This is a genomic window from Spirochaetota bacterium (assembly GCA_035477215.1).
Taxonomy (GTDB): domain Bacteria; phylum Spirochaetota; class UBA4802; order UBA4802; family UBA5368; genus MVZN01.
Genome location: DATIKU010000044.1, coordinates 76,835 through 103,829, shown reverse-complemented (window position 1 = coordinate 103,829; position 26,995 = coordinate 76,835). Strand labels below are relative to the sequence as shown.

The following is a 26,995-nucleotide window of genomic DNA, read 5'->3' as shown; positions in this document are numbered from 1 at the left end:
GGCAGGGCGAGGAGTTTAGACGATCTGCCGAAGACCTGATTTCATCAGAACGACTTGGACTTGAGTTCCGTGTAGACCGCGCCATCCGGTGTCAGCCTGGACGAGTAGAGTGAAAGGCGGGTGAATAAGGATTCACCGTAGAGGGTGTCGGTGTTCTTTTCTATGAACTTCAGGAGGTCCCCCGTGATCTTCCTCCCGCTTCTGAGCCGTGCGAGCGTGAGGTGCGGGGTGAACTGGCGCTTTTCGTGCCTGAAGCGGAAATTGGAGGCGAATCGCTCGACATTTTTTAAAAGCTGCCCCATCAGCTCGGCTTCGGCCCTCAGCCCGGCCCATATAACCGTCGGCTTTTTCATGTCCGGGAAAGCGCCCATCCCCGAGAGCGTGAACGGGATATCGACGGTCGGCACCGGGATCTCGAGGAAGGTGCTTTCGATCGCGTTGGCCACATTGCCGTCGCACTCGCCCAGAAACTTGACGGTGATGTGATAATTCTCCGGAGGAGCCGCCTTGAGGACGTGGTCATGTCCGGATAGAAATTCATACGCGGGGCGCAGCGCCGTACGCATCTGCGCATCGATGGGAAGGCCGATAAAGAGGCGCGTCATTCCTGCCCCTCGATGATGATCGGCACCACGACGTGCCCGTCCTCGAAGCACGGAGCCATGGAGCGCAGGGCGGAAGCGTCGACGGATTCACGCACAACGTCATCACGGAAGACGTTATTGAGCTCGACTATATGGTCGGTGGGCAACACGTTTGCCGTGTCCATCTCGTTGATTTTTTCGACATAGGCCAGGATGTCCGAAAGCTGGCGCGAGTACTCCTTTTTTTCCTGTTCGGTCAGATCGAGTCGTGCGAGCTCGGCGACGCGAATTATCTGTTTTTCATCGATTATCATCGGGAGTTCTCCTTGCCGTGGGGCCGGATTTATGAATCCGGCCTCCATGCTTTCTATAGTCGAACCGGCCGGGCTCAAAAGCAATTCTTTTTTTAAGGTCAACTTGCGGCGTCGCAATCGACAATTTTCAGGTTTCGCTTCCCGGCCGTGACCCATTCGAAGGCTGCGATGCGGAGCGGACGGTGCAATGATTTTTTTGTATCCTAAAAAAAGCGTAAGGGTAAAATGCCGCATGCGGAAAGCCGGATATCGGACTACAGGCCTGTGAAGAACGAGAGGAAAAAACGGAGTCGCCGGTGCGGGCCGCTTGCATTGCTGGCGCTGTGCTCACTGCTCGCGGCGGGTTGCTCCGCCTTGGGATGGACGGACAGTGAGGAAATCGCCGCCGACCTCATCGACGGTTTCGGTACCGCTTTGGTGGAAGACGACGGGTTCGCCGTGAAGTACACGGATCTGTTGCGATACGAAAGGCTCTACCGCGATCCGTATGGTGTCGATTCTCCGCGAGTTGTCAAGGTTGGTTTCGAGATCGACGCCGTAAAGATGTTCCAGAACATGCGCCGTTCACTCTACATCGGCGCCGTGAAGCGCTCGCCCTGCCGTATCGCCATCCCGCTGAAAACCGATGCGCGCGGAACGACCCTGAGTTTCTCCCTTGGAGGCCTGGGGGTGCGAAATTCGCGGTGCGATCTGTCTATTTCGGTGACCGGTGATGGAAAGAGCGACGAGATTTTCAGGATCGGCGGCGACGGTATCCCCGAGCGGGGTTGGAAAGATTACACGATCGATCTGGAAGGCATCGCGCTCGATGACGTATCCATCGAGTTCCGGCTCTCCAGCGCCTCGGAGAAGACCACTCACGTCTTTCTGGCCAATCCCCGGATCTTCACGCGGAAATCGAAATCATCACGACCACCGAACGTCGTCTTCATCTCCATAGATTCCCTGCGTGCCGACGCGGTCGATGCGGTCGTGCAACGCTACGGCCTCACTCCATCCATCGACGCGCTCGCCCGCGACGGGATTGTCTTTGGCAATCATTTTGTCGTCTCCAACTGGACCAGGCCCTCCACCATCTGCATGCTCGCGGGTGTACAGGCGTCGCGCACCGGTGTGAACATCTTCTATCCGCCGGTCAGCGACGAGGAAAAGGAGTTCTTCTACCGGAAGAGCGGCACGCGGTCCATGACGAGCATTCTGAAAGAATCCGGCTACATCACCCGGTCGATCGGGAACAACGCCTTTATAATCGACTATACCGGCATCGGCGTGGACCTCGACTTCGACGAGCTCTCCGAGTACCAGACGCCGGTGCGGGACACGGTCGACATCACCGACGAGGCGGTGGCCTGGATCGAAAATAACGCAAAGCGAAGGTTTTTCCTTTTTATAAACTATAACGCACCGCATAACGCATACGTCCCCCCGGAGCGCTATCTTGCGCCGTTGCGCACGCGCTTCCCCTCGCTCCATCCGTGGTTTCGCGCCTATCTCGGCGAGGTCGCCTATACTGACGAATATCTCGGGAAGGTGGTCGACGTGCTGAAGCGATTGGGGCTCTATGAAAACACGATTATTGTGGTGACCTCCGACCACGGGGAGATATTCAGCCCCGACAAGGAAATGAGCCCCTTTACCGATGTCAGGGCCTTGTATTCCCACGGGCAGACGCAATACGACGAGGAATTGCGCGTACCGCTGGTCATCAAACCGCAGAAGGGAATTCCCCATCGAAGCGTGAGGATAGACTCGCAGGTGCGCAGTATGGACATTGCGCCGACCGTCCTCGATTTTATGGGAATCGGTGCGCCGGTGAGCTTCCAGGGTAAAACGATACGGCCGATCCTCGACGGGACCGAGCGCGACGAACGGCCGGTGTACAGCGAGGGAAGGATGATGTATTCCGTGCGCGCGCATGGATACAAGTACGCGGAGCGGTTTTACGGCTTCGGTGTGCGACCACACCACTGGGGAGGCGAGGTCGTGAAGGAATATGCCGAGCTGTACGACCTGAAAAACGATCCGGACGAGCGGAGAAACATCGTGGCCGAACGCCCGGACGACACCCGACGCATGAGGGGGGTGCTGGCCGGGGAACGCTTCAGGCAGCCGGACAATTATATTTCGGCTAACGAAACGATGACGGGCGGAAGGCTGCGCGTGGTGGACGGGTTTTTCTATGACCTGGAGTATTTATCGCCGGGCTCGGGCCGGTCGGCAATTCGTAAAATCGGCAGAAAGGAGATCGCCTTTACGTTGGCGCCCGGCGACCGTATACGCTTTCAGACGATACCCGCGGGCGCCGCGTGTATGGTGGTGCCGGCGGATGCCGGCGCGCTTTTGGCCGGTCGTTACCTTCTGCCGGTTTTCCCCCGGAGGGGCGGAGCGTTCAGGCTGGACCCGGCTTCGGGCGCAGCGGGCGGCGAGCCCATTCCCGAGGTTGCGGCAATGGCCGGCGGGGTGCTGTACTACTGGCACGATTCGCTTAATCGGGGTCTGCGCGGAGTCTCGAACGAGAAATACCTGTCGAAGGACGTCAACAAACTGCTTGAACGATGGGGCTACATTCAGGGAAAAGAAAAGAGGGTCGAGTAAAGCGCCGCGGCCGGAAACGCTCGGCGTCAGGCCGCGGCAGGCGAATGGCGCGTTCTTTAGAATTCCGAAACCGCCCCTTTAAGGCCGAAGCCCAGCAGAACGGTCTGGTTCTTCCCGTCCTCCGAGACCGACTTCACCATTCCGTTGATGGGTACGGCGGAATGGTGCCATGCCGTTGAGCGGTGGGTTTTTCCGAGGAAGCTGACCTCCGCTTCGACCTTGTTGGTCGCGGCGAAAGTGCCTGCCGGTACCGAGACAGTTCCGCCGTTCACGTACGCGGCCGCCTTTACATTCAGGGATGAGAGGTTGTTTTTATAGACTGAGCGCATCATCGCCAGGACCGGTCCCTCAATCCGCTGGATGGCCCCCTTCTCGTCCTTGATTTTTATCCATACGATCTCAACACTTTCGGCATTGCCCGAGGCCGCGGCTTTCTCGAGTCCGCGAACGCAAAGCTGTACGGCGGTCTCCTCAGCCGTGTTGAGTGTGCCGGTCTCGATGACCCATCCTCCGTCCGCTTTGCCTGCGATCATCGTGCGGCTGATCGAGCGCTTCCCGCTCGAATCCGTCGTTCCGAGTATAACGTACTGTCCGACGGCGTAGGGCATGGGTTTTCTGAACCTAGCGGCCGTGCCGAAATTCTGGTTTGATGTCGCGGCGAACTGCCCGTCGATTTTCATCTTTAGCTGGGGATTGACCGACGGTCCGCATGAGATTGCGAAGACGAGTGCGGTGATGCAGAAAAGAATACGTTTCATATTGTTCCTTCCTCTCAAAATGGTTACTAACGCCCCGGGGCGCCTGCTGTTACCTCGATGATATGGAACGCCGTGCGCGCGTCAAGAGGAAAAATTCCGTACGGTCGATTCAACCTCGTCGAACTCGCGCCGCGCGGCATCGTTCGCGTTGCAAGTGAACCTGTTTACGATAATTATCGCGGCGACGTTTGCGGCGAATCCCGGCACGATCTCGTAAAGCTGTGTTCCGAGGCCGAGGCTTTTCCATACAACCAGTACGACCGTTCCCGACGGCATCCCGGCAAGTGCAGCCCGCCAGGTGGTGTTGCGGGAAAAGAGCGCGGCGAGCCCCCCGCCCCGGGCATGTTTCGTACAGCGCTCTTTCGGGACGCTGTGCCATGTGCGTTCCATTTGAGAGGTCGATGACGAGTATTTTACCGGTCCATCCATGCATGGTCGAAAAATAGCGGCGGACGAACAGAAGTAAAGTAAAAAGCGGTCCGGCGCTCATTTGAGGTGAGCGGTGTCGTTGATGACGATCGCCCGGAACACGCTTTCGGCGGCCTCGACGATCGTTTTCGACGCGTTGTCCAGCCGTATCCGCCTGAAATCAGAAAGGGGCATGTGGAGAATCTTGCAGAGGATGGTAGTAATGGTGAAGTTGTGTGATATGACAAGCGCATTGTCGCACGACACGGTGATCCGGCAAACGGCGCGCCAGGCCCTTTCCTGAAGCGCGGCGAGAGATTCGCCGCCGGGGATTACGACCGAGGCGGGGTCGGCGGCCCATTTTCGTAGAAAGTCCCCGTGATCGCGCGCAAGCTCCCCGAAGCTCATCCCTTCGAACATTCCCTGATCGAGTTCCTTGAGGTCCGCGTCGAGTTCCAGGGGCGCGTTAATGCGGCGGTTGATGATCGACGCGGTCTCCGCGGCGCGCCGTAAAGGGCTGGTCACTATGAGATCGATTTGCTCGCATCCCATGTTTTCGGCAAGCCGTTCTGCCTGGCCGATTCCATTATCGGAAAGAAGCGTATCGCTCCTTCCCTGGACGCGGTTTTCGCGGTTCCAAACGGTTTCGCCGTGGCGTACCAGAATAAGGCGCACGGAAGCCTCACCGTCAGAAGTAATAGCGCGCGCCCAGACCGGCGCGTATTCTAAAATCGACATCGGGCACCAGCCTGATCGCGGGCGCCAGTTCGAAGAATACCTCGACGGGCACGGGTTTGAATACATAGTTTATCCCGAAGGGTACGCGGGCCTCCAGGCGGTTTTCCTCTTTATCGTCATCCCGGAAACTGCTGTTATGTTCGCGATGATAGTGGTAAAAGGCGCCTCCGCCCCCGAGGTACAGCGCGAACTCCGGTGCGGGAATGATGCCGCGAAAGTGCTTGAGGTAATCGACATTGAGGTAGAAGCCGTGGCCCGCGGTGTCGCCGATCCCCGCCGCCAGGGCGTGATCGTCCCCTAAAAAATACTTCGCCGTGATTCCCGAAGGGTCGCCGAGCACGAAACCGAGGCCGAAATTTCCGGCGGCGAGCGCCGGGCCGGCCGTCAAAACCGTGGAGCATAGAAGTGCCGAAAAATAAATCGCTCTTTTTTTCATTGAATAGCCTCGCTTTGCCATTAGTGTGCTCCGCATGTAAAAAACCTGTTGAGCGTGGCCATGTTACGCTCTGCGGATCTCATCGATATACTGCGCCGCGATCACCCGCCAGTCGAAGCGCTTTTGTATGGCGTCGGCCACCTTCCGTGGCGAGAGCGGGGCCTTTGCGATGTATTTCACGAAAGCGTCGGCGTTGCGCTCGGGCACGAGCCATCCGGTGACGCCGTTGACCACGGCGTCGCTGATCCCCTCGATGTCCGCGGCGATGACGGTCGCTCCGCAGGAGGCCGCCTCGAGGATCACCAGGCCGAAGCCCTCCATGTTCCCGTGCTCGCGGACATTGGGCATTATAAAGTAATCGGCCGTATTGTACAGCAGCCGTAACAGCTCATCGCTCGTCCTGCCTAACAGCAGTACCCGGTCGGAGAGGCCGCATTCCGAGACGGCGTCGCGGACCGCGTCCCGCTCGGGACCATCGCCCGAAACGAGGAAGAGACAGCGGCGGTCCAGCCGCGGCACCACCGAGCGTATGAACCACTCTACGCCTTTGCGTTTAACGAGGCGGCCGTTGGCGAGCAGGATCTTTCGATTGCCGGGTGGCAGGCCGAGATCGTGCTCGAGCCGGGTGCGCAGTTCCTTCCGTGGACGACCGAGCGGAAAAGCCCCTGGATCGACGCCGTTGAAGATGACCGCGCATTTTTCCGGCGGGACACCACGTCTGACGCATTCAAGCCTGGTTGCGTTGCTCACGCAGATGACGCGATCGAGCCGGCGAACAAAGAACGCGATGGCCCGGTCAAGACGAAGCGTCTCGATCATGATGTCGAGGCCGTGGATGGTGATGGATGTTTTTACGCCGGTCGCTTTTTTAATGAGCAGCGCCTGGAAGCAGTGCGGACCGCTTGCCGCATGGAAATGGGTGATGCCGTGGCGGCGGATGAGACTGATCGCCTTGAAGATGGAATAGGGTATGAACAACGCCAGAAAGGCGTACCCGCCGGGATTGATGAGCGTGAACGTGGGGGGATTCTGAGCCGCTACGTGGGCGGTCAGATCGCGTATGTAGGTCTGTATGCCCCCGATCGTTTTAGGGGGATATACGTACGAGAGAAAGAGTATCTTCACCGGTTTTTTTGCCATGGCGTCCCTAATTGATTTGATTGTTTTTACACACTGCATACCACTGGTGTGTATCGCAGGTGAAACGTTTTTTGTCCATAATTATACATATCTTCGGAGCGGCGGCGTGACGAACGTGGTGCAGGCGAGCGAGGTAAACATCGAGAGGGCGGCCGGGATACTCCGCTCGGGAGGCATCGTGGCCTTTCCGACCGAGACCGTGTACGGCCTGGGGGCCGATGCGCTCAATCCTGTCGCGTGCGCACGGATATTCGAGGCCAAAAACCGACCCTCGTTCGATCCTCTCATCGTGCATATCGCCCGGCTCGAGGATCTCGAGGCCCTTGCCGTAGCGGTGCCCCTTCGCGCGCGCGCGCTCATCGAACGCTTCTGGCCGGGACCGCTGACGCTGGTCCTCGAAAAAAAGGAGATCGTTCCCGATATCGTGACCGCCGGGCTCCCCACGGTGGCGGTGCGCATGCCCGCCCACCCGGTGGCCCTCGAGCTCATCGTGCGGACCGGGAGGCCGATCGCGGCGCCGAGCGCGAACCCGTTCGGCTATATCAGCCCCACCATCGCCGGACACGTGGTCGCCCAGATCGGCGACTCGGTAGACATGATACTGGACGGTGGACAATGCGCGGTGGGCCTGGAGTCCACCATACTCAGGATCGACGAGGAGCGGGCGTTCCTCCTGCGTCCCGGCGGCCTGGCCATCGAGGAGATAGAAAACCTGATCGGCAGGGTCGACGACGCGAGCGGACCCAACGCGATCCCCCAGGCGCCGGGGCAGACGACTTCGCATTATTCTCCGCGCACGCCCGTTCGGATCGTCGCGGATGCGGCCGTTGCCGGCGGTGTCGCGGGGAGCGCCGGGCTGCTCGCGTTTCGCCGGCCGCGCGACGTGCTCGCGTACGATCATGTAGAGGTACTCTCCCCCTCGGGAGACCTCCGCGAGGCCGCCGCGCGACTGTTTTCCTGCCTCCACGAGCTTGATGCGCGCGGGCTCGACATCATCATCGCCGAATCGGTGCCCGAGAACGGTCTTGGCAGGGCGATTATGAACCGCCTCCGCCGCGCCGAATCGGCCGCCCGCAAGCGCTGACCCGTTACCGGCGTGCGTATTTTGTTTGACATCCGGAAAAACGGCGTGTACACTTCCGTTCCACACTTTCGTTGGATGACAGGAAAGGCACAATCATGAATAAGAAAGTCAACGGCCAGGGCCTGGCGCTTTTCGCCAGTGGATTTCAAGCCCCTTTCCGCGCGCTCGGCCTTGTCCGTGAGCGGAAAGGGCTCAAGCGGTATTTCATCATCCCATTCGTTGTCAATATTGCCCTGCTCTCTGCCCTGGTCTGGTTTTCGTGGACACACGTATATCCCGCGCTCGTCTCGCTCGTTCCACAGGGGGATGCGTGGTATCTCGCCCTGCTGCGCCTGATGGCGACGCCCTTTCTGCTCGCGGCGCTCACAATTTTTCTGGTCCTGTTATATTCCATTGCGGGAAGCATCATCACCGCGCCGTTCAACGATCCTCTCTCGGCCAGGGTCGAGGAGCTCCTCGGCGGCGGAAAACATGAGGAATCGCTTACGCTCCGGTTGATTCTTGATGACGTCTCGAGGATAGCCGCGAACACCATCAAGCTCCTGTTTATGTTGGTGGCGTTCAACGTGCTCATTCTGTTCCTTAACCTGGTTCCCGTGGCGGGCGGGCTGCTCTATTCCGTGTTGAGTTTCGCGTCCGCGCTGTTTTTTTTCGGCTTCGGTTTTTTCGACTTCCCGCTTGAGCGTCGCCGGTTCGTTTTTAAAAGCAAGCTTGGACTGCTCTGGCGCTATCGCTACATGACGATGGGTGTGGGGCTTGCGTTCTGGGTCCTGAGTCTTGTGCCGCTGCTGGGTTTTATGGCATTGAACCTGGGGACGATCGGCGCAACAACCCTGTTCCTGGAGCATGTAGAGCCCGGGCTCGGAGAAAAGTCAGCGGGAGGAAACGCATGATACGTTTCGATTATAATTACTTCATGGAAGGGGCCATCGGCCCCGAACACGGCATAGCCCCGAAAGAACTTGAGGGGCTACGGGACCTGGCCGCCGAGGCGCTCAACAGGATGGCGCGCGAGAAGGCCGAGGCCAAGCTCGGCTTTCTCGAAATTCCCTATGACGATTCCATCGCGCGCTCCATCGATCTCTTCAGAAAGTCGGTGGCGGACCGCTTCTCGACGCTGGCCGTGATCGGGATCGGCGGGTCGGCTCTCGGCGCGCAGGCGCTCAGGAACGCCCTTTCCCACCTTTATCTTAACGAGCTCGACGAGCGGAAGCGGAAGAAGAGGGCGAAGGTGTATTTCTTCGATAACGTGGACCCGTTCGAGATACTCGCCGCGGCGGATGTTATGGATGTGAGAGAGACGCTCTTTCTCGTCATTTCGAAGTCCGGGGGCACGACCGAGACCAACGCGAATTTCGCCATTCTCCTTTCAATGCTGAAGAAGAAGGTCGGCAAACGCTACCGCGAGCACGTGGTCGCGATAACCGATCCGGAAAAGGGCGTGCTCAGAAAAATCGCCACGGACGAGGGGTTTATGACCTTTCCCGTCCCCCAGAACGTTGGAGGGCGGTTTTCGGTGCTCTCGGCCGTGGGGCTCGTGCCCGCCGCGTTCATGGGGATCGATATCGGGGGTATGCTTTCGGGCGCGCGCACGGCCGTCGAACGCTACTACGGCGCGGACCTTTTCCGGAACGCCCCGCTTCTGTGCGCGGCCTTTCACTACCTGTTCGACAGGGCCCGGGGCAAGCGCATCAACGTGCTCATGCCCTATACAAAGAAGCTCTTTCTTTTCGCCGACTGGTACCGCCAGCTTTGGGCCGAGTCCCTCGGGAAAAACCGCGATATCGAGGGCCGGCCGGTTGTCTCGGGGCTTACGCCGGTTCCGGCGCTGGGAACCATCGACCAGCATTCGCAGCTACAGCTCTACCTGGAGGGGCCCAACGACAAGGTTATCACCTTCCTCAAGCTGAGCGATTTCGGTTGCGACGTGGAGATTCCCGATTTCTATCCGGGAGTCCCCGAGGTGGATTATATATCACGCAAGAGCCTGCGAGGACTCAACCGCTTCGAGGAGTCCGCCACCGAGCTGGTGCTGCGCGAGGCCTCGCGCCCGAACGCCTCGATCATCCTGCCGCGCCTCGACGCGGGGACTATCGGCGAGCTCATAATGTTTTTTGAAATGCAGACGGCCTATGCCGGATATCTCTACGGCATCAATCCGTACGACCAGCCGGCGGTGGAGCAGGGCAAGCAATTCACCTTCGCTCTTCTCGATCGGCCCGGGTTCGAGCGCTTCAAAGAGCAGTTCGATCGGGGGTCGAGCAAGAGGGACGATTACATCCTATGAAGGGCGTTGGTCCGCTCTTCGTTGTTTTCGAGGGAATTGACGGCTCGGGGAAGACGACCATCTGCGAGGCGGTGTTCGCCCATTACACGAACGCCGGGTTCCCGGTGGTCAGGCTTCGGGAGCCATCGGACGGACCGTGGGGGAGAAGGATACGCGAGTTGATCCAGAACGACGCGATGCCAGGCCCCGAAGATCAGGTGCGACTGTTTATCGAGGACAGGGAAGATGATGTGGCGGCCAACATCCGGCCCGCGCTCGATGGCGGGAAGATGGTCCTCCTTGATCGTTATTATTATTCCAACGCCGCCTACCAGGGTGCGCTGGGGCTCGAGGCCGGCCGTGTGATCGATGAAAACAGGCGCAGGGGCTTTCCCGAGCCGGACCGTGTCTACCTGCTGGACCTTGAACCCGCGGAGGCCCTGCGCAGGGTGCGGGCCAGGGGCGGCGCGTCGGCCGGTAAGGACGCGTTCGAGAGGGAGGATTTTCAGGCGTCGGTCCGGGCGGCCTATCTGTCCATCGCCGACGGGCGTTTCCTTATACTCGACGGACGGATGCCGGCGCAGTCAATCATTGAAACCGTTGTGCGCGATATAGACTCACTCCTTGAGGCATGAGAAACAGGATCAAGAACATCTCCCTGACTTACGGGGTAAACTTGCTTTTTATGGCGCTGCTCCTTGCGTTCGCGGGCGGGCTCGCCATGCTCGAGCTGGATGGCGCTTTTTCCGCGGTTTTCTTTTTCGCCGTGATCATATCGCTTCTGCCCGTTGTCAACTACCTGCACACCATCATAGACTCATACATCAGCCCAATACGCTACAACGACCTCTACGTCCAGACGGTGGATTCCATCCTCAACATCGAGTCGTTCGACGAGGTGCTTCGCACGACCTTCGACCAGATACTCGACCTCATCAAGGTCGGAACGGGCATGCTCATTTTCTACTACCACGACAGGGACGAGTTCAACATCTTCTACCAGAAGAACAAGCGGCGGAAGATAATCCGCAACGCCAGGATATCGAAAGACAACCTGCTCTTCAGGGTGATAAACGGCCCGGAAGACGTCATCGTGCGGGGCAAGCTGAATCCCTCCATCCACTTCGAAGGCTCCATCATCGCCGAGCTCGACCGCCTCGGCGCCGAGGTGGTCGTGCCCATCTACTACCATGAAATGTTTCTGGGCTTCATCGCCACCGGGGGGCAGCGTCGCAGGTTCTCGCCCGGGGAAATAAGGCTGCTTCGGATATTCGCATCGAAGATCGCCATACTCTCGGTCAACCGCTTTTTCTTCAACGAGATCGTCAGGAAGAAGGAGCTTGAGAAGGAGTACGAGCTTGCCGCGCGAGTGCAGAAGAATTTCCTTCCGTCGGCGGGCGCGGTGATAGGCAGGTTCGAACTGCGGGTATATCACGAAACGACATCCCTCATGATCCGTGAATTTTACGACGTGTTCAAAAATGACGCCGTCGAGGACGACATACGGATATCCACATACAGAATAAAGAGCAATATAGCCGGGACATCCATCCTAATGCCCGGGGTGCAATCGGTACTGCAGAGCTTCGCGCGCCTGGGGCTTTCGCCCTCCGGGGTGCTTGCCCGGATGAAGCGTATAATACGGGACAAGCATCTCCATGCGCAGGACCTCGTCATCATGCACGGCTCGCTGAAGCAGAACGGGGAGTTTGTATTCTCCAATTACGGATATCCCGCGCCGCTTGTTTACCGTCGCGGCGGAGGGCTTTATCCCCGCCGCAGGGAAGGCCGGGGAACGACGCAGTCCCTGCGTATGCAGCCGGGCGATATCATGATTCTGTGCTGCGATTCCTTTTACCGGGCTCTTGTCGAAAACCTGCCCGCCTTCGCGGACCTCATGGAAAGGAACCACGGCGCACCGCTCTCGAAGCTTCGATCGGCGATGGTCCGCTCGCTTTCGGAAAGCGCGGGGGCGGGCTCGAGCGACAGACTGCTGGTCATGGTGCGCATGGAGGAACGTTCATGACGCGCTACCTGGCAAACGCCGCCCTCCTTGCGGGGATCGCCCTTCTCAACGCGTTCTCTTTTCTGGCTGTGCGTGAGTTCGCGCTCCACGGACAGTCCGTGGTGGGTCCGGCGGGAGCGGCCTTCCCCGGGCTCGACAGCGGCGCGGATTCGCTGTGGTTCTTGCTCTTCCTTATCGCCTGCGCGGACATCCAGTTCGTCTGGGCTTTCATCATCCGTATCATACATCCCCACCGGCGACTCGCCCGGCTTTTCAGCTGGTTCGGTTTCGCGCTATGCCTTCACTGCTTTTTCCTCGTCGACCTTTTTTCGCGCGCCGCGTTTGTTCCGGCATACGTGCTTACGGGAGTATTGCTGGGGTACGCGGGTGTCGTGATCGGCTTCAACCTCACCAATAGGAAGACAAGCCAGGCTGCTGCGGCCGTTTCACTGGTGCCCGGGGCCGGGATCGTTCTCGCCTCGATCGCGTTTCCATCGGGACCGGGCGGGACCGTTGTGCTTCAAATCCTCGCGATATATCTCATTCTGTGTTCGCTCTTCGCCATAGGGAGCCTTGCCTTTTCCACAATAAGAGCCCGAAACGGATACCTTTTGCGTCGTAACGTCACCATTATGGCATGCATGACATTCGGCTTTCTCGTTCCCGTTCTGTTTTTCGCGCTTCGTCTCTGTGCTTGCGTCCAGGTCCCGCCGGCGCTTGGCCCGGGCCTGATGCTTGTAATCCCCCTCTGCGTGGGGAACAGGCTCCTGGAAAACAATTTCTTCAACGTAACGCCCTATATCGGGAAAGGCGCCGTGGTGATCATCCTCAACGCCGCGATCGCCGCGGCCGGTGGGGGAGGCCTGTACTATATCCTGACGGTATCGTCCTTTCCCACCGGGATGCTGCTCGACGCCGCGCTCTTCGCCGCGGGCATGATCCTTCTGTTGAAGGCGAAATTCAGCGCCGGAGACTGGCTGCGGGATGCGCTCAGCGCCGGACGCGACCGCTACGCCGAATCCCTGCAGACGATAGCGGAGTTCGTCTCCTCTCCCGCGGAATTGCACGTGAAGCTCGAGAAGATATTCGCCGAAGTGGTCGCCGTCGCGGGGACGCCTCCGCCGCGCCTCATCCTTTTCGAGGACCACCCCGGGGCGCTCCAGGCAGAGCTTGCGCGCCACACCGAGCCGCTGTCGCGGGAGTCGGCGCTCTACCGCTTTTTCTCCGAAAGCCCGGTGACGATGCTCCGCTACACGCTCATCCAAAATGGAGCCGTCGAGGAAAGCGTCTACCGGTTCATGAAGGAGCGGGACGTGCTCATCGCCGTGCCGCTTATAAGGGACGGGGAGATCAGGGGCGCTTTGATGGTCGGCGACAAGGAGGGAGACGTCTTTTTCAGCGACGACGAGGTCGGCTATCTCCAGACGGTCTCCATGCAGCTCTACCAGCTCATAGAGAATGACCGGCTGTTCAACGATTATATAACGCAGCGGAGCTTCGAGCGGGAGCTCGATATAGCATCGTCGATCCAGTTGCGCCTTTTCCCCGAACGGACGCCCGAGAAGAGAGGACTCGCCATCCATTATTACAACCGACCCTATGTAAAGGTCACCGGCGATTACTATGATTTCATCACCGTCGACAGGAACAGGACTGCCCTGGTCATTGCGGACGTTTCTGGCCATGGGCTTTCGGCGGCCATGATACTCTCGATGACGAGCAGCATCATCAACGCGATGCTGATGGAGAAGAAGACCATCGAGAAGGCCGTGGAGGAGGTAAACCACTTCCTCACCCGACGCTACAACGGCGTCGATCTGATCACGCTCTTCGTCGGGGTCTACGACAAGTCCTCGCGCGAGATGGCGTACATCAATGCGGGACATTGCGCGCCGGTGCTCGTCCGCTCGGGCCGAAAGGACCTGTCCACGCTGGAGGGGCGGTCCAAGATACTGGGGGCCGATCCCGACGCCAATTATTCTTCTTCGCGATTCGCATTCAACCGGGGCGATGAGCTCATCCTCTACACGGACGGCCTGGTGGAGCTCTACGACGAAAAGACCGGGGAACAGTTCTGCGAGAGCAGGCTGCTCGAGGTGGTGTCGCGCTCGCGCGACGCGGGAATCGAGGAAAAGATACGCATGATCCGGGAGAAGGCTGAAAGCTTTGGCGAGGCGATCCATGACGACATTACGGTTATCGGCATTAAAATCCTGTAAGCTCGCGGCCGGTGCCGCCGTGCTTGCGTGCGCGCTTTCGGCCGTCGCCTCACCCCCGACGGACCCGCTCTCGGCACTCCGCCGAAGCGCTCCGGCGAGCAACGCGAACCTCGTCGGGGCGCAGTTTGTGAATCCTGCGTTCGCGGGCGATAGCGCCGCGCCCTTCATGAGCTACCGGCTTCTCCGCTACGAAGGCCGCGACGGTTCGGACCACCTGGCGGCCCTTGCGTTCGCCGGGTTCACGCTGTCGTATCTGCGTATCGGAGACCTGTACGACCCGGCGGCGCGGAGCTTTACGGGCGCGCACATGAATATCGCCACAATCGCCAAGGGCCTGTTTTTCGGCAACGTATTCGGCCTGGGCGGGGCGTATTCGTTCAGCGCGGGGGCGAGCGAGGGTTACGACCGGTATCGCTCGGTTACGGCGGGGGCGGTGCTTCGACCGGTGCGCTTTGTTTCGTTCGGCTACGCGCTTCGCGATATGAACGAGCCGCGCGTCGGACAGGGTGCTGCGCCCAGGAGCGAGGTCTATTCGGTATCGGTGCGGCCGTACGGGGACAGGGTGTCACTTTCTTTCGACGCCGTCCGCCGCTACGGCCAGCGCTTCGACCGCGACGGCTTATATATTGCGGCCGACCTCAGGCTGCCGCGCGACATCATGCTCTTCGCCGGGACAACCCCGGGACGAAAATTTTCGGCCGGGGTCCTCGTCCCCATCGAATTCGAGGGCCCGCGCGGATCGACGCTCATCCTTGACTATTTCAACGCCGCGGGCGCGCATGGCAGTCCCCGCGCGGCCGCGTACGGGATCGCGCTCACGGCGGCGAAATACCGCGACGCCGTCCCGGCGGCGAAGGGCGTGCTCGCGATACGTTTTGCCGAAAGCATGAACGAGATAGAGCAGGAGCGGATACTGGGAGAGGCGCGCCCTTCGTTTCACGACATGATCGCGGCACTGGACGAGGCCGCGGCCGACCCGGCGATCGCGGCGGTTATGCTTAAAATCGACAGCATGCCGCTGGGATTCGCGCAGGTACAGGAAGCGAGGGCGGCGATAAAGCGCTTCAGGGCCTCGGGCAAAAAAGTCTACGCGGCCCTTGCTTCCATTGGGAACAAAGAGTATTATCTCGCCGCGGCGGCTGACGAGGTCTGTCTGGCCCCCAACACTCCCTTCGCGTTCACGGGCCTCGTCGCCGAGGTATACTTTTTCAAGGGACTAATGGACAAGGCCGGCGTGCGGTTTGAATCGATATCGAAAGGCAAATATAAATCATTCAACGAGCCGTTCACCCGCGAGGGCATGTCCGAGGCACACCGCGAAAACCTGACGGAGCTTCTTTCGGATCTGAATACACAGTACCTGGACGATATCGCGGCGGACCGTGGTTTTTCGCGCGGAGAGATCGATGCGCTGTTTGCGCGCGGGTTCCTGGCGCCCGATGATGCGAAAGTCGGACGCTTCGTCGACGAGGTGGCGTATCCGTCCGAACTCGAGAAAAAGATAACGGGTGACGGGCCCGGCGCTAAAAGGCTCGTGAAGATGGAGGAATACATCGCCCGGAAACGCCGGCTGGTTGAATGGGGGCCCGTCCCCGCGATCGCCGTGGTGCACGTTACCGGCTCCATCATACGGGGCGAAGAGCGCCGCTCCGGCCTGCTCGGGCCGGACGCGACGGGCGACGAGTCGTTCCGGAAAATGCTCGAACGGGTCTTCGGCGATCCCTCCGTGCGCGCCGTTGTCATCCGGGTTAATTCCGGCGGCGGTTCGGCGACAGCGTCGGATTTTATGTGGCACGCGCTCCTCGAGATGAAAAAGAAGTACAACAAGCCGGTGGTCTTTTCATTCGGCAACATCGCCGCCTCGGGGGGCTATTATATAGCCTGCACGGGCGATAAAATCTTCAGCGGCGGCGGCACGGTCACCGGATCGATCGGGGTCGTGATGGGCAAGGTGAATCTCAGTAAACTCTACGCGACGCTCGGCATCAACAAGGACGTCATCAAGATGAGCGAGTTCGCCGATATCTTCGACGAGTCGAGGGATATCTCGGCGCGCGAGCGGGAGCTTTTACAAAAAGCGGTGGATTTCATCTACCGGGGCTTCACCGAAAAGGTGGAAAAGGGCCGCGGGATATCCAAAGAGAACATCCCGGGTGTCGCCGAGGGCCGTGTCTTTGCTGGAAGCCGCGCGAAGGAGCGCGCGCTGGTCGATTCCATCGGCGGACTGGTGGCCGCGATAGAGTACGCCAAAGGGATGGCGGGGGTCGAGCGCCGCTGCCGCGTGCTCCATCTCCCGTCGCGCAGGTCCTCGGTCGTCGAAATGCTCGGCTCGGCCACCGCCGGTGACGCTCTCGCCGCGATCGAACCTATCAGAAACGCGCTTCAGAACCTCTACCACGGCGACGAGGCCTGGCTTTTTCTGTATCCCTACAGGATCGAAATAAAGTAAGCCCGGGCGGAGCGGTGGCGGGTGGGAAATATCTTCCACCCCGCCACGCGCGGTAAGAAACCGCACCATCCCGGTGTGCGGCACTATCGCGCCGGACCTTATGCGTTTTCGATTGATTCGATGTACGTGCGTATGTTGAACTTTGACTTGCAGCCGTTGAAACTCATGTAGCGGATCATGCCGAACACAGGCCGCTCGCCCCACGGCCTGTCGTGCGTACCCCCGATACTCCAGGCGATACCGGCGTACCCGTTCGGATCGCGCCCGTCAAGCTGGTAGCGGTCGTTGAGGATGACGGCGGTCTCGAAAGCCTCCTCGGGAGATTGGCTCCACTCCAGTATCTTTTTCGCCCAGTACATTCGAAGGTAGCCGTGCATCGTCCCTAGCTTTAACAGGCCCGTCTGCGCGGCGTTCCAGAGCGGATCGTGTGTGCGCGCGTGCTCGAGTTCATCGCGGGTATAGACGAATTCGCGCCGGTCGGCGCGATGTTTGTCGAGCGTTTTCCTGGCCCAGCCGGGTATTCCCTCCAACGAGTCATACCGCGGATTGTACAGGCAGTAGTTGTCGGAAAGTTCCCTGCGGACAACGAGCTGTTCCAGGTAGTCGTCCCTGCCGCGCAACGGGGAGCGAGAGACCTCGAGGGCGAGGCGCTGGGCCGAGAGTTGGCCGAAATGCAGATACGGAGAGAGGCCTGACTGGCCGTCGCGGGCCGGGTCGTTGCGGGCCCACGAATAGTCCCCGAGACCGCCGGCAAGGAAGCGCCGCATTGCGCGGCGCGCGGCGCGCGGACCGCTCTTAATGCTGAATTTAGCCGCCCCGCAAAACATGCGGTTCCAGTCCACGGGCGGGCGCGCTCCGGGATCGTCAAATTTCTTGAGCGCGGGAAACGGCAGGAGAAACTCGGGCAGGAGCCGCTGGATTTTTTTTCTGAGCGTATGTGCCCCGTATTCCAGTTTAGGCGAGGCCACGCGGCAGGGCACGATGTTATGGGCGTCGACCTCGTGTACGGGGACGCGGCTTTTCGCGGCGAGGCCATCGCGCCAGCGAAGCTTTATCCGCAGCGGATCGAAGTCCGTCACCACCAGCCCGGCCTTCATCTTTTCGACAAATGCGGCGGCGGCGGTCATGGGATCCCCGCGCTCGACGGTGAAGGCTATGCCGAGCAAACGGAGGTCCTCCTCGACCTCCCTGAGCCCCTCGAGCATGAACGCGTACTGGGCCTCCCCGGCGCCGAGGAAATCGGGCGAGAGGCAGAAGAAGACCTCCAGCGGCGCGCGGTATTCAATGGCCTTCTCGCGGGCGTAAATTAGGGCCCAGTTGTCGCGGGCGCGCTGCTCACGGCTCATCCAGTAGAGGACCGGTCCTCCCGCGTACGGGGCTTCGTTCAGGATGTGCAGGCGGCGTTGGTCCATGGCCATGGAGTATAGCACGGCGGCGACGCACGGGAAATATTTTTTATGCTTTGGAGGATCAGTTCCGGGGGTGCTTTTTGCCGGCGCCGCGATCCTGCCCCTCGGGCGGGGCGATCATGCGCCATATCCGTTCGAAGAAACCGGGGATGGTGTCGACAAGCTTCCATCGCATGCCGTGGTAGTACCAGGTATAGATCGAACGGTAGCAGATCATATAATAGATGTCGAAAAATTCGCGCACCTCGATCGAGAGATCGATGTCCTTGCGGCTGCGTGCCGCGGTCACGATCTCGACCAGCACGTTACGCTCGTCCTCGCGGATGAAGGATTCCTCCCTCATCCATGTTCGCATCGGGACGGTTATGAACGAGGTGATGGCGACGCCGGGGTTGCGGTCGTAGAAGTCCATGGTGACCCAGAGTATCTTCCGCAATATTTCTTTTGTGCTCTCGAGACCCTGGATATGGACGCGCACCAGATCGCGTATCTCCGAGAGCTTCTCGTTGAGAATGGTAAAGAGGAGTTCCTCCTTGGAGCTGAAATACCGGTATATGGTGCTGGTTGACAGACCGGATTCCCTCGATATCTCCCGGAGGTTTACCCGGTAGAAATCACTTCGCGAGAAGAGATCGAGTACCACCGGGTAGAGCCGCGCCCGTAGCCGTTGTGGCATCTCGTCGGCGGTCTGTCCGCCGCGCGCTCCGGTTTTATCCGTCCTGTCTTTCATGTGTGGGGGCCGTTTTCCGGTGATGTCGATTATTCCCGCTCCACGTCACGGTACATCGCACCTATAACATCGCCGTATTTCTTCTCAATAACTTTCTTTTTATTTTCATCGTCGGCGTGATCTCCCCGTTCTCCCGGGTGAAGGGTATGCTAAGCAGGGTGGAATTCTTGATCTTCTCGACCCGCCCAGGTCCCTTGTGCGCTCGTCGATCCGCCGGCGGTAAAACTTGATGATTTAGGGCATTTCGACTTGCCGGTTTCCACGGCCCATGCGAAGAGCCTTTTTTTGCGGGGCGACGCGGGCTGGAACCGTTCGAAGGCGGTGGCACATGTCTCTTCCGACCGACCCGGTATGCCGGTCATGTGCACGGGGTGCGCCTTGGCGAAATACTCGAGCATTAACTTCGGGGCTGGGCCTTCGTCCGGCATGATATCGCCGAGCCCTCGCGGGATTTGTTCCACGGCCTCCTCCTGAACGTATTGTTCCAGTAGTTGGCGAACTGCATCGCGGTAATGAGCTTGGATATTCTGGCGCGTTCCGCCTCAGTATAGTGCCGGCGATATTCCCGGACATAGTTTCCGGCGGGCTCGGCCCCGTCGAGGAAGGCGCGGTCCTGCGCGTATCTGAGGGCCAGCCATTCGCGGTGGTCGAACTTCCGGGGATCGAGCGTGAGGAGATCTTCAATCTGTGCGTCGGTGAGTCCGAGCCGCCGGCCCGCGGCGGAGTGCATGCTCATTCAGGCATAACAATTATTGGCGAGCGTTACGGTTAGGAGGATTTTTTCACGGAACAGACCGTCAGTTTTTAGAATGGTCGAAATGAAAAGAGGCCCCCGAAAGAGCCCGGCCAAACGGGTTAGAAAATCGCCGACCGATTTGAACCTTCGCATGGTGACGATGGAATCCATTCAATGCCTCCCGTGTCTGATTCTCCCGGCCTCCGCCGCTTTCCGTGCCGAGCGCACAGGCCCGTGAAAACAGTATGGCCTGCGAGCCTGTGGCAAGTAAAGCGGATTTTACATCGCTCGGCCGCATGCTTTTGGTCGTTCCCCGTTAAAGTGCTTGCGTTCGACCCGCACGCGGCTACTATTCGTGCGGTTATGCTTCCCACAAAGGACTCAACATGCGCCATTCTCCGGAAAATGACGATGGAATCCACCATCGCGATTTTGCTCGTATTGGGCGTAACACCGGCATTCGCCGCCCGGCCGATCGCGGCCATGGCCGGCATCGAGGCGAAGTCCCCGCGCGGGGCGCGGATCGCGGAGATGCTTGCGGAAAGCCTCTCGGCGGCCCTGCGCTCGTCCGGGGCGTTCGAGCAGATCTACCGACATCTGCTCGCCGACCAGCTGTCCCGTTACGGGTGCGACGCCGAGGCCTGCATTATCAGGTTTGCGCGGACGGCGGGAGTGTCGCTTCTATTGCATGGCAGGGTGGACGACAGGGGGAGCGCGCTCACGATCGAGATCGAGGCCTATGGAATCGACGCGCCGTATTTCGGAAAAATGCTGTACCGGTATCGCGCCGAGCTGTTCCAGGGCACGGCCGTGCTCGGTGCAAGGGAGCTTTCACTTATATGCGAAGAGCATGCCGTACTGGCCTTGGCCGGCGCCCTGTCCCGTTTCATGCTTTCGGTGCCGCTGATCGAAGACGGCAGGGGAGGGTTCCCCGTTCCGGGGGACGCGGGGGTGAGCGCCGGCGAGTACGAGCTGTTCCGGCCGGCGCGCACGTCCCCGGAAGACGATGTCGTGTATACGGTCGAAACCGCTGGACGCGTTCGAATAGACGAAAACGGCCGCGTGACGGGCATCGGGCCGGCTACGCCGCGGGCGGGAGATTATATACTGACGGGCTTTCAGGACGAGGCGGCGCGGATGGCCGACCTGCACCGGGCGCGGAAGGAGGAAACCGTTTTTCAGAACCCGGGTTATTCCGACCCGATCCTCGCCGCGATTTTCAGCGTTCCCGCGAGCGCCTCGATGCCGATCATGGCGCCGCTGGGATACTACCATTACGGGGACTTCGAGGGGCTTTCGCTCTGGGCCGTGAACGCGGCGCCATGGCTCTACCTCGAGGCGAGCGGGCTGCTTCGCCGGCCGAAGGACCTGCGAAGCGATAAACGCGACGTTCCGCGCGAGACCGCGGCGCGATACAACTTCGGCCTGTACATGCTGTGCGCGGGGGGGCTTCCGCTTTTCGTCGACGCGTTCGCGCACCAGTATTTGCGCGACGCCTCCCTTTACCAGGGAACACAGCCGGTGATCGGGGGAAATCCGACGGCGGTCTTTCTTTCCATGGTGTCGGGGGGAGGGGGGCACTTCTACAAGGGACACCGCTTCTGGGGTTACATTTATTTTCACTTAAATAACGCGCTGGTCTACTCGGTCCTGCGCGAGTATTCGTCCGCCCAGCGCTACGACGCGGGAACCGATTCGTACCGAAAATCGAAAGGAGACACCGGGCGCCTCCGGGTTTACCTCGGCGCTCTCGGCGCCGTTAAAATTATCGAAGTGGCGCATGTTCTTTCAGTCGGGCATTCCATCAGCGCGGGCAGGGTGCACGAGGAACGGTTTTCGATGGCTCCCGAGCTGCTTTTCGACAAGGGCAATATCACGCCCGGCGTTCGTGTGACCTACCGGTTCTGAGCGGGCGCCGGCGGACAGTAATGACAATGAAGGGTACCCGATATATTCAGCCGCGCATTGCATCGATACTGACGGCACTCCTATTGCTGGCAGCGCTTCCGGGAGCGATGGCCGGCGCTGCGGAGATGCGGGTCAATCCCCCTTCCGGGGGCGTCGCCGTTTTCGTGCTTCCCGTGGCCGACTCGGCGCTGGGTGCGCTCGGTATCGAATCCGCGGCCGCCCTTCGCGACTCGTTCGACCGCTGCGGCCGGTTCCTCCCGGTCGAGGAACACCAGTTGCGATGGGCCTTCAGGGGCGCGGAGAGCGGGGCTGAAGCTGATTTTTACGGACGCGCGGCTCGCCTCCTCGACGTGGATCTCTACGTGGTGGTCGCGCTTTCGCGCATGGGCGAGGTTTACGGGGCTACCATGCGCGTCGTCCCGCGGCGGGGTGATCTCGCACATCTCGAGCGCGTGGTGCGCTTTGAGAGCCGCATCATGGTGAACATCCCTCTGAGACTCGCGAAGGCCGCGGCCTCGCTTCACGAAGGCCTTCCGGTGAATGCGGCGGTTGTCGCCCACCTGGATTCAGACCGCTATCTTATAGGGGCGGGACAGTGGCACGGGCTCGGCGCGGGGACCTACCCCACACGTGACCATGGTACGGTCGAGGTGCTCGTTACGGGGCGGTACGAATCCGTGGTGCGCATGCCATCGGCGAAGCCCGGCACCGAGGCGAAGATCGTCATTCCCATCTATCCGGACGCGCGCGGGCGGTCCAGTCTATACGCGCTAAGGATCTCGGAAAATACGATCGCCCGGTACGGCGCGGGTTCAACGCTTTTAAAGGACGCCGATCCGCGCAAGCGCTATATCGAGGGCGCGTGTATCATCAATCCCGGCGGCAACGCGTGTCTGCCCGTGTACGGCGCATTCCTCGCTACCGGCTACCTGGGCTTCAGGGACCCGAAGGCCGACGTGCCGGGGCTCGCCGTTTCGGGCTCGGTGCTGGCGCTTCAGTTCTCGCTTCCCTCGTTTCTCTCGGGCTTCTCCGTCCATTTTTTCCCCTGGGAACGCGACGGCGACAAGACGCGCGACATGCAGCGCCTGCAAGCAGTTATGTGGGCGACGGCTCCGCTTACCATCAGCGCCGCGTATTTCGATCAGCTCGCCGCGCAGTTTTCACGCTCGGGGGCGTTGCCGCCCTTCTTCGAAGATCGCGACGCCTTCGCGGCGCTCTGCTCGGCCGTGGTTCCGGGCGGTGGTCAGTTCTACAAGGGGCGTCGGCTCGCCGGATGGGGTTTTTTTATTTCCGAGATGGCGCTGGGCGCGTGCTCGGCATATTATTTCGATGATCGCGACAGGGGCCGCCTTCTTCTTGCGGCGCTGGGTGCGGTAAAGCTTGCGGACATCGCCGGCGCGTTTTTTATGCGTACGGGCTACGACGTTTACAACCGGGAGACGACCGGCGATCAGGCCGCCCTCGTGCCGTTTCTCCAGATGAGTGAGATGCCTGGCGGCGAGGATGTTGTGATGCTCGGCATGTCGTACCGGCCCTGACGTGGCAACCGACCGCCTGTCCCCCATTCCGCCGGATGGTATCGGCGTCGATATTTCAGCGTTTGGCAGGAATTTACATGGTTGTCTTTCTGCACGGTATTTATTATATTTGACAGCGCGGCGATAGCGTTTTATTGGCTTACAGACGCAATCGATAATGGGGGAACACATGCAGTCGCAAGCGTATCTTATACTGGAAGACGGGACAGAATTCCCCGGGAAGCCGTTCGGAGCCGACCTGGAAAGCCTGGGGGAGGTCGTCTTCAACACCTCCATGAGCGGCTACCAGGAGGTGCTAACCGATCCCTCGTACTGCGGCCAGATCGTGGCCATGACCTATCCGATGATCGGTAATTACGGAGTAAATCCCGACGATGTAGAGTCCGCGAAGATCCAGGTCGCCGGTTTCGTCGTAAAGGAATACAGCAAAACCTACTCCAACTTTCGCGCCTCGATGTCGCTCGCGGAATACCTGAAACAGGGCGGCATCGCCGCCATGGAGGGCGTGGATACCCGGCGCCTCACCCGCCATATCCGCGACAAGGGCGCCATGCGGGCCGGTCTGTTCCTTGACCGCGCGGGTGCGCTCGAACGGTTGATGGCACTCTCGAAGATGGACGGGCTCGACCTCGCCTCGCGGGTTTTCTGCGAACGCCCCTATGAATTCGGCGGCGACGCATCCGGGCGGCTGCCGATTGCGGTCTACGACTTCGGCGTGAAGACGAACATCCTGCGCCTCCTCGACGAGGAGGGATTCGCGATTACCGTCTACCCTGGCGACACCCCACTGAAAAGGGCGATCGGTGACGGGGCGAAGGGCGTGCTCCTCTCCAACGGCCCCGGCGATCCCGACGCCGTGGAGTACGCGAAAAAGCTGGTGCGCGACATAGTTAAAGAGGAGATTCCGTGCTTCGGGATCTGCCTGGGGCACCAGCTCATTGCGCTCGGCCTCGGCGGCCGCACTTACAAGCTCAAGTTCGGACACCGCGGCGCGAACCAGCCGGTGAAAAACCTCGAGACGGGGCGGGTGGAAATCACCTCGCAGAACCACGGCTTCGCCGTGGACCTCGAGTCAATGAAAGGCATGGACGACGTCGAGATCACCCATGTCAACCTGAACGACAACACCGTCGAGGGGCTCAGACACGGGCGGCTTCCACTGTTCTGCGTGCAGTATCATCCAGAGTCGAGTCCCGGCCCGCGCGACTCGCGCTATCTTTTCAGGCGTTTTCACGAGATGGTCGCGCCGCGCTGAGACGAAGCCGACCGTCGCCGTAAATATATTGAATCCCCTTCCGAGTTGCACTATTTTCTCAGTGGAGGCCGCTTGTGTCCGTCGTCACGAACAAGACAGAGTCCGATTGGAACGAAATAATCATATCCTCGGAAGTGGTGCCTGAAATATCGGGCAACGCGGCCGTCGTGCTCGAGAAGCGCTACCTTGTCAGGGACGGGGAGGGGAGCATCGTCGAGACGCCCGCGGGAATGTTCGGGCGCATCGCGAAATTCATCGCCTCCGCCGATTTTAATTACGGCAAATCGCACGATGAGGTGAGCGCGGTCGCCACCAGGTTCTACGAGATGATGGCCTCGCTCGAGTTCATCCCGAACAGTCCCACGCTCATGAACGCCGGCAGGCCGCTGGGGCAGCTGGCGGCCTGTTTCGTGCTCCCCGTCGGCGATTCCATGGAGGACATATTCGATGCCATCAAAAACATGGCCCTCATTCATAAAAGCGGCGGCGGCACGGGCTTTTCGTTTTCACGCCTGCGGCCGAAGAACGACATGGTGCGCTCCACGACCGGCGTGTCAAGCGGGCCGGTTTCCTTTATGAACATCTTTAACGCGGCGACGGAGACCGTAAAGCAGGGCGGGACCAGGCGGGGCGCCAACATGGCGATACTCGCGGTCGACCATCCCGATATCCTCGAATTCATTTCGGCGAAGGAAGACGGCGGCGTGCTGACCAATTTTAATTGCTCGGTCGCTCTCACCGATGAGTTTATGCGCGCGGTCGAAAACAACGGGGAGTACGACCTCGTCAATCCACGCACGGGTGGCGCCGTCGCACGCCTGGGGGCAAAGAGGGTGTTCGACCTGATCGTAAAAAAGGCCTGGCAGAACGGCGAACCCGGGATCGTGTTCATCGACCGCATCAACGACAGCAATCCCTTGAAAAAAGTGGGAAGGATCGAGAGCACCAACCCATGCGGCGAACAGCCCCTGCTTCCCTACGAGTCGTGCAACCTTGGGTCGATCAATCTTGCGCGTTGCGTCTCGACCGGCGATGACAAACCGTCGATCGATTACGCCAAACTGGCGGCGCTCACGCGCGATGCCGTGCATTTTCTCGATAACGTGGTCGACCAGAACAGGTATCCCCTGCCCGAGATACGGGAGATGACGCTCTCCAACAGGAAGATCGGCCTGGGGATCATGGGGTTCGCCGATATGCTCGTCCGCCTTGGCGTTCCGTACGATTCGGACGAGGCGATCGATATCGCCGAGGGCGTGATGTCGGCCATCCAGGAGGAGTCGAAAAAGGCCTCGCGCGGGCTCGCCGCGGAGCGCGGGGCTTTCCCGAATTTCGCCCGTTCCGAATTCGCCGAACGCAAAGAGGCGCCGATACGGAACGCGACCACGACGACGATCGCGCCGACCGGCACCATCAGCATCATAGCCGACACCACCAGCGGTATCGAGCCCATCTTCGCGCTCGCGTTCGTCCGTAACGTCATGGACAACAGCGCGCTCGTCGAGATCAATCCGCTCTTCGAGAAGGTTGCGCGCGAGCAGGGGTTCTACTCCGAAGCGGTCATGAAGCGCGTGGCCGCCGAGGGTACGGCCGCGCATATCGCCGAGGTGCCCGAGGAGGCGAGGAAGGTCTTCGTCACCGCGCACGACATCGAGCCCGAGAGCCACGTAAAGGCGCAGGCGGCATTCCAGCGGTTCGTCGACAACGCGGTATCGAAGACCGTGAACTTTCCAAACACCGCCACCGTCGGCGACATCGACAAGGTGTACCGGCTTGCGTACGCGATGGGCTGCAAGGGCGTGACGGTCTACCGCGACGGCTCGCGGGAGAACCAGGTCCTCGAGGTCAAACGCGAGGCCGCGCCCGGCGAAGCGGTCGCCGGTGCGCCGCTCCACCTCTTGCCGCGGTCCCGGGGAGAGGTCACCTTCGGTTCGACGCGCAAGATGTCCACCGGCTGCGGGGCGCTGTACGTTACGATAAATCAGGACGACGAGGGACTCTTCGAGGTGTTCGCCACCATGGGCAAGAGCGGCGGGTGCGCGGCGAGCCAGACCGAGGCGGTCAGCCGCCTCATTTCGCTTTCGCTGCGCTGCGGTATCGAGCCCGAGCAGGTCATCAAGCAGCTCAAAGGGGTGCGCTGTCCGAACCAGGCGTGGGAAAAGGGCGGGCGCATTTATTCGTGCGCCGACGCAATCGCAAAGGCCCTCGAGCGGCACCTTGGCGTTGACGCGCGCGAGGGCCAGGGAAGCGAGGCTGCAAAGAACGCCGCCGAGACCAACGGCAAGGGCTCGGATGCGGTGATGGTGGGCGTGTGCCCCGATTGTTACGGCCCGCTGGAGTTCGAGTCCGGATGCTCGGTCTGCCGGATGTGCGGCTTTTCGCGCTGCGGATAGAAGGACAAAAGGCGCGCCGCCCGGCGCGCC

At 60.3% G+C, this 26,995-nt stretch carries 23 protein-coding genes; 12 read left to right on the top strand and 11 right to left on the bottom strand.

From position 1 onward, the window contains the following. Nucleotides 1–44 precede the first annotated feature (44 nt). Entirely contained in the window at nucleotides 45–605 is a 561-nt protein-coding gene (thpR, locus tag VLM75_10510; protein HSV97351.1) for an RNA 2',3'-cyclic phosphodiesterase, read from the bottom strand. Next, on the bottom strand, nucleotides 602–898 hold the full coding sequence (gatC, locus tag VLM75_10505) for an Asp-tRNA(Asn)/Glu-tRNA(Gln) amidotransferase subunit GatC (GenBank protein HSV97350.1): 297 nt from the start codon (nucleotides 896–898) through the stop codon (nucleotides 602–604). Before gatC ends, thpR begins: the two co-directional genes overlap by 4 nt. A gap of 264 nt (nucleotides 899–1,162) precedes the next feature. Here gatC and VLM75_10500 point away from each other — a divergent pair, with 264 nt between their 5' ends. Then, entirely contained in the window at nucleotides 1,163–3,493 is a 2,331-nt protein-coding gene (locus VLM75_10500) for a sulfatase (protein ID HSV97349.1), read from the top strand. Nucleotides 3,494–3,549: 56 nt separating this feature from the next. Here the strand turns inward: VLM75_10500 and VLM75_10495 are convergent, their stop codons facing one another. The 5 genes from VLM75_10495 to VLM75_10475 form a co-directional block, all read right to left on the bottom strand. Further along, the gene (locus tag VLM75_10495; GenBank protein HSV97348.1) at nucleotides 3,550–4,251 is read right to left on the bottom strand and encodes a hypothetical protein; all 702 of its coding nucleotides are present in this window, start codon (nucleotides 4,249–4,251) and stop codon (nucleotides 3,550–3,552) included. A gap of 81 nt (nucleotides 4,252–4,332) precedes the next feature. Next, nucleotides 4,333–4,641 carry a hypothetical protein gene (locus VLM75_10490; GenBank protein HSV97347.1) on the bottom strand — a complete coding sequence of 103 codons (309 nt, stop codon included), beginning with the start codon at nucleotides 4,639–4,641 and terminating at the stop codon, nucleotides 4,333–4,335. 96 nt (nucleotides 4,642–4,737) lie between these two features. After that, nucleotides 4,738–5,334 (bottom strand): histidine phosphatase family protein, encoded by a 597-nt coding sequence (locus tag VLM75_10485; GenBank protein HSV97346.1) that lies wholly within the window; start codon nucleotides 5,332–5,334, stop codon nucleotides 4,738–4,740. A 13-nt stretch (nucleotides 5,335–5,347) separates the two neighbouring features. Beyond that, complete coding sequence (locus tag VLM75_10480) at nucleotides 5,348–5,854, bottom strand: hypothetical protein (GenBank protein HSV97345.1); 507 nt, start codon at nucleotides 5,852–5,854, stop codon at nucleotides 5,348–5,350. Nucleotides 5,855–5,896: 42 nt separating this feature from the next. After that, nucleotides 5,897–6,973 carry a glycosyltransferase family 4 protein gene (locus tag VLM75_10475; GenBank protein ID HSV97344.1) on the bottom strand — a complete coding sequence of 359 codons (1,077 nt, stop codon included), beginning with the start codon at nucleotides 6,971–6,973 and terminating at the stop codon, nucleotides 5,897–5,899. Between the two features lie 106 nt (nucleotides 6,974–7,079). On the opposite strand from VLM75_10475, the gene VLM75_10470 reads away from it, so the two are divergent. From VLM75_10470 to sppA, 7 genes are all read left to right on the top strand, one after another. Next, nucleotides 7,080–8,057 carry an L-threonylcarbamoyladenylate synthase gene (locus VLM75_10470; GenBank protein HSV97343.1) on the top strand — a complete coding sequence of 326 codons (978 nt, stop codon included), beginning with the start codon at nucleotides 7,080–7,082 and terminating at the stop codon, nucleotides 8,055–8,057. A gap of 95 nt (nucleotides 8,058–8,152) precedes the next feature. Further along, the gene (locus VLM75_10465; protein ID HSV97342.1) at nucleotides 8,153–8,950 is read left to right on the top strand and encodes an EI24 domain-containing protein; all 798 of its coding nucleotides are present in this window, start codon (nucleotides 8,153–8,155) and stop codon (nucleotides 8,948–8,950) included. Next, nucleotides 8,947–10,344 carry a glucose-6-phosphate isomerase gene (locus VLM75_10460; GenBank protein HSV97341.1) on the top strand — a complete coding sequence of 466 codons (1,398 nt, stop codon included), beginning with the start codon at nucleotides 8,947–8,949 and terminating at the stop codon, nucleotides 10,342–10,344. The genes VLM75_10465 and VLM75_10460 overlap by 4 nt, the downstream gene beginning before the upstream one ends. Continuing rightward, nucleotides 10,341–10,958 (top strand): dTMP kinase, encoded by a 618-nt coding sequence (gene tmk, locus VLM75_10455; protein ID HSV97340.1) that lies wholly within the window; start codon nucleotides 10,341–10,343, stop codon nucleotides 10,956–10,958. Before VLM75_10460 ends, tmk begins: the two co-directional genes overlap by 4 nt. Further along, nucleotides 10,955–12,349, top strand: coding sequence for a SpoIIE family protein phosphatase (locus VLM75_10450; protein ID HSV97339.1), 1,395 nt, complete (start codon nucleotides 10,955–10,957; stop codon nucleotides 12,347–12,349). Before tmk ends, VLM75_10450 begins: the two co-directional genes overlap by 4 nt. Then, nucleotides 12,346–14,547 carry a SpoIIE family protein phosphatase gene (locus VLM75_10445; GenBank protein ID HSV97338.1) on the top strand — a complete coding sequence of 734 codons (2,202 nt, stop codon included), beginning with the start codon at nucleotides 12,346–12,348 and terminating at the stop codon, nucleotides 14,545–14,547. The genes VLM75_10450 and VLM75_10445 overlap by 4 nt, the downstream gene beginning before the upstream one ends. Then, nucleotides 14,510–16,996, top strand: coding sequence for a signal peptide peptidase SppA (sppA, locus tag VLM75_10440; protein HSV97337.1), 2,487 nt, complete (start codon nucleotides 14,510–14,512; stop codon nucleotides 16,994–16,996). Before VLM75_10445 ends, sppA begins: the two co-directional genes overlap by 38 nt. 98 nt (nucleotides 16,997–17,094) lie before the next feature. On the opposite strand, the gene VLM75_10435 is transcribed toward sppA, so the two are convergent. The 4 genes from VLM75_10435 to VLM75_10420 all read right to left on the bottom strand — a co-directional run bounded on the left by VLM75_10435 (nucleotide 17,095) and on the right by VLM75_10420 (nucleotide 20,042). Next, entirely contained in the window at nucleotides 17,095–18,414 is a 1,320-nt protein-coding gene (locus tag VLM75_10435) for a deoxyribodipyrimidine photo-lyase (protein ID HSV97336.1), read from the bottom strand. A 52-nt stretch (nucleotides 18,415–18,466) separates the two neighbouring features. Next, nucleotides 18,467–19,135: a TetR/AcrR family transcriptional regulator gene (locus tag VLM75_10430; GenBank protein HSV97335.1), complete on the bottom strand. Its 669-nt coding sequence runs from the start codon at nucleotides 19,133–19,135 to the stop codon at nucleotides 18,467–18,469. A gap of 397 nt (nucleotides 19,136–19,532) precedes the next feature. Beyond that, nucleotides 19,533–19,871, bottom strand: a complete 339-nt coding sequence (locus tag VLM75_10425) for a hypothetical protein (GenBank protein ID HSV97334.1) — start codon at nucleotides 19,869–19,871, stop codon at nucleotides 19,533–19,535. Continuing rightward, a complete protein-coding gene (locus VLM75_10420; GenBank protein HSV97333.1) occupies nucleotides 19,872–20,042 on the bottom strand; it encodes a hypothetical protein in 171 nt (56 codons plus the stop codon). It abuts the gene before it with no gap. 240 nt (nucleotides 20,043–20,282) lie between these two features. Between VLM75_10420 and VLM75_10415 the strand changes: the two genes are divergently transcribed. The 4 genes from VLM75_10415 (at nucleotide 20,283) to VLM75_10400 (ending at nucleotide 26,965) form a co-directional block, all read left to right on the top strand. After that, nucleotides 20,283–21,779, top strand: coding sequence for a hypothetical protein (locus VLM75_10415; protein ID HSV97332.1), 1,497 nt, complete (start codon nucleotides 20,283–20,285; stop codon nucleotides 21,777–21,779). Between the two features lie 26 nt (nucleotides 21,780–21,805). Further along, nucleotides 21,806–23,317 carry a hypothetical protein gene (locus VLM75_10410; GenBank protein ID HSV97331.1) on the top strand — a complete coding sequence of 504 codons (1,512 nt, stop codon included), beginning with the start codon at nucleotides 21,806–21,808 and terminating at the stop codon, nucleotides 23,315–23,317. Between the two features lie 169 nt (nucleotides 23,318–23,486). Further along, nucleotides 23,487–24,572 (top strand): glutamine-hydrolyzing carbamoyl-phosphate synthase small subunit, encoded by a 1,086-nt coding sequence (carA, locus tag VLM75_10405; protein ID HSV97330.1) that lies wholly within the window; start codon nucleotides 23,487–23,489, stop codon nucleotides 24,570–24,572. A 137-nt stretch (nucleotides 24,573–24,709) separates the two neighbouring features. After that, entirely contained in the window at nucleotides 24,710–26,965 is a 2,256-nt protein-coding gene (locus tag VLM75_10400; GenBank protein ID HSV97329.1) for a vitamin B12-dependent ribonucleotide reductase, read from the top strand. Nucleotides 26,966–26,995: the final 30 nt, after the last annotated feature.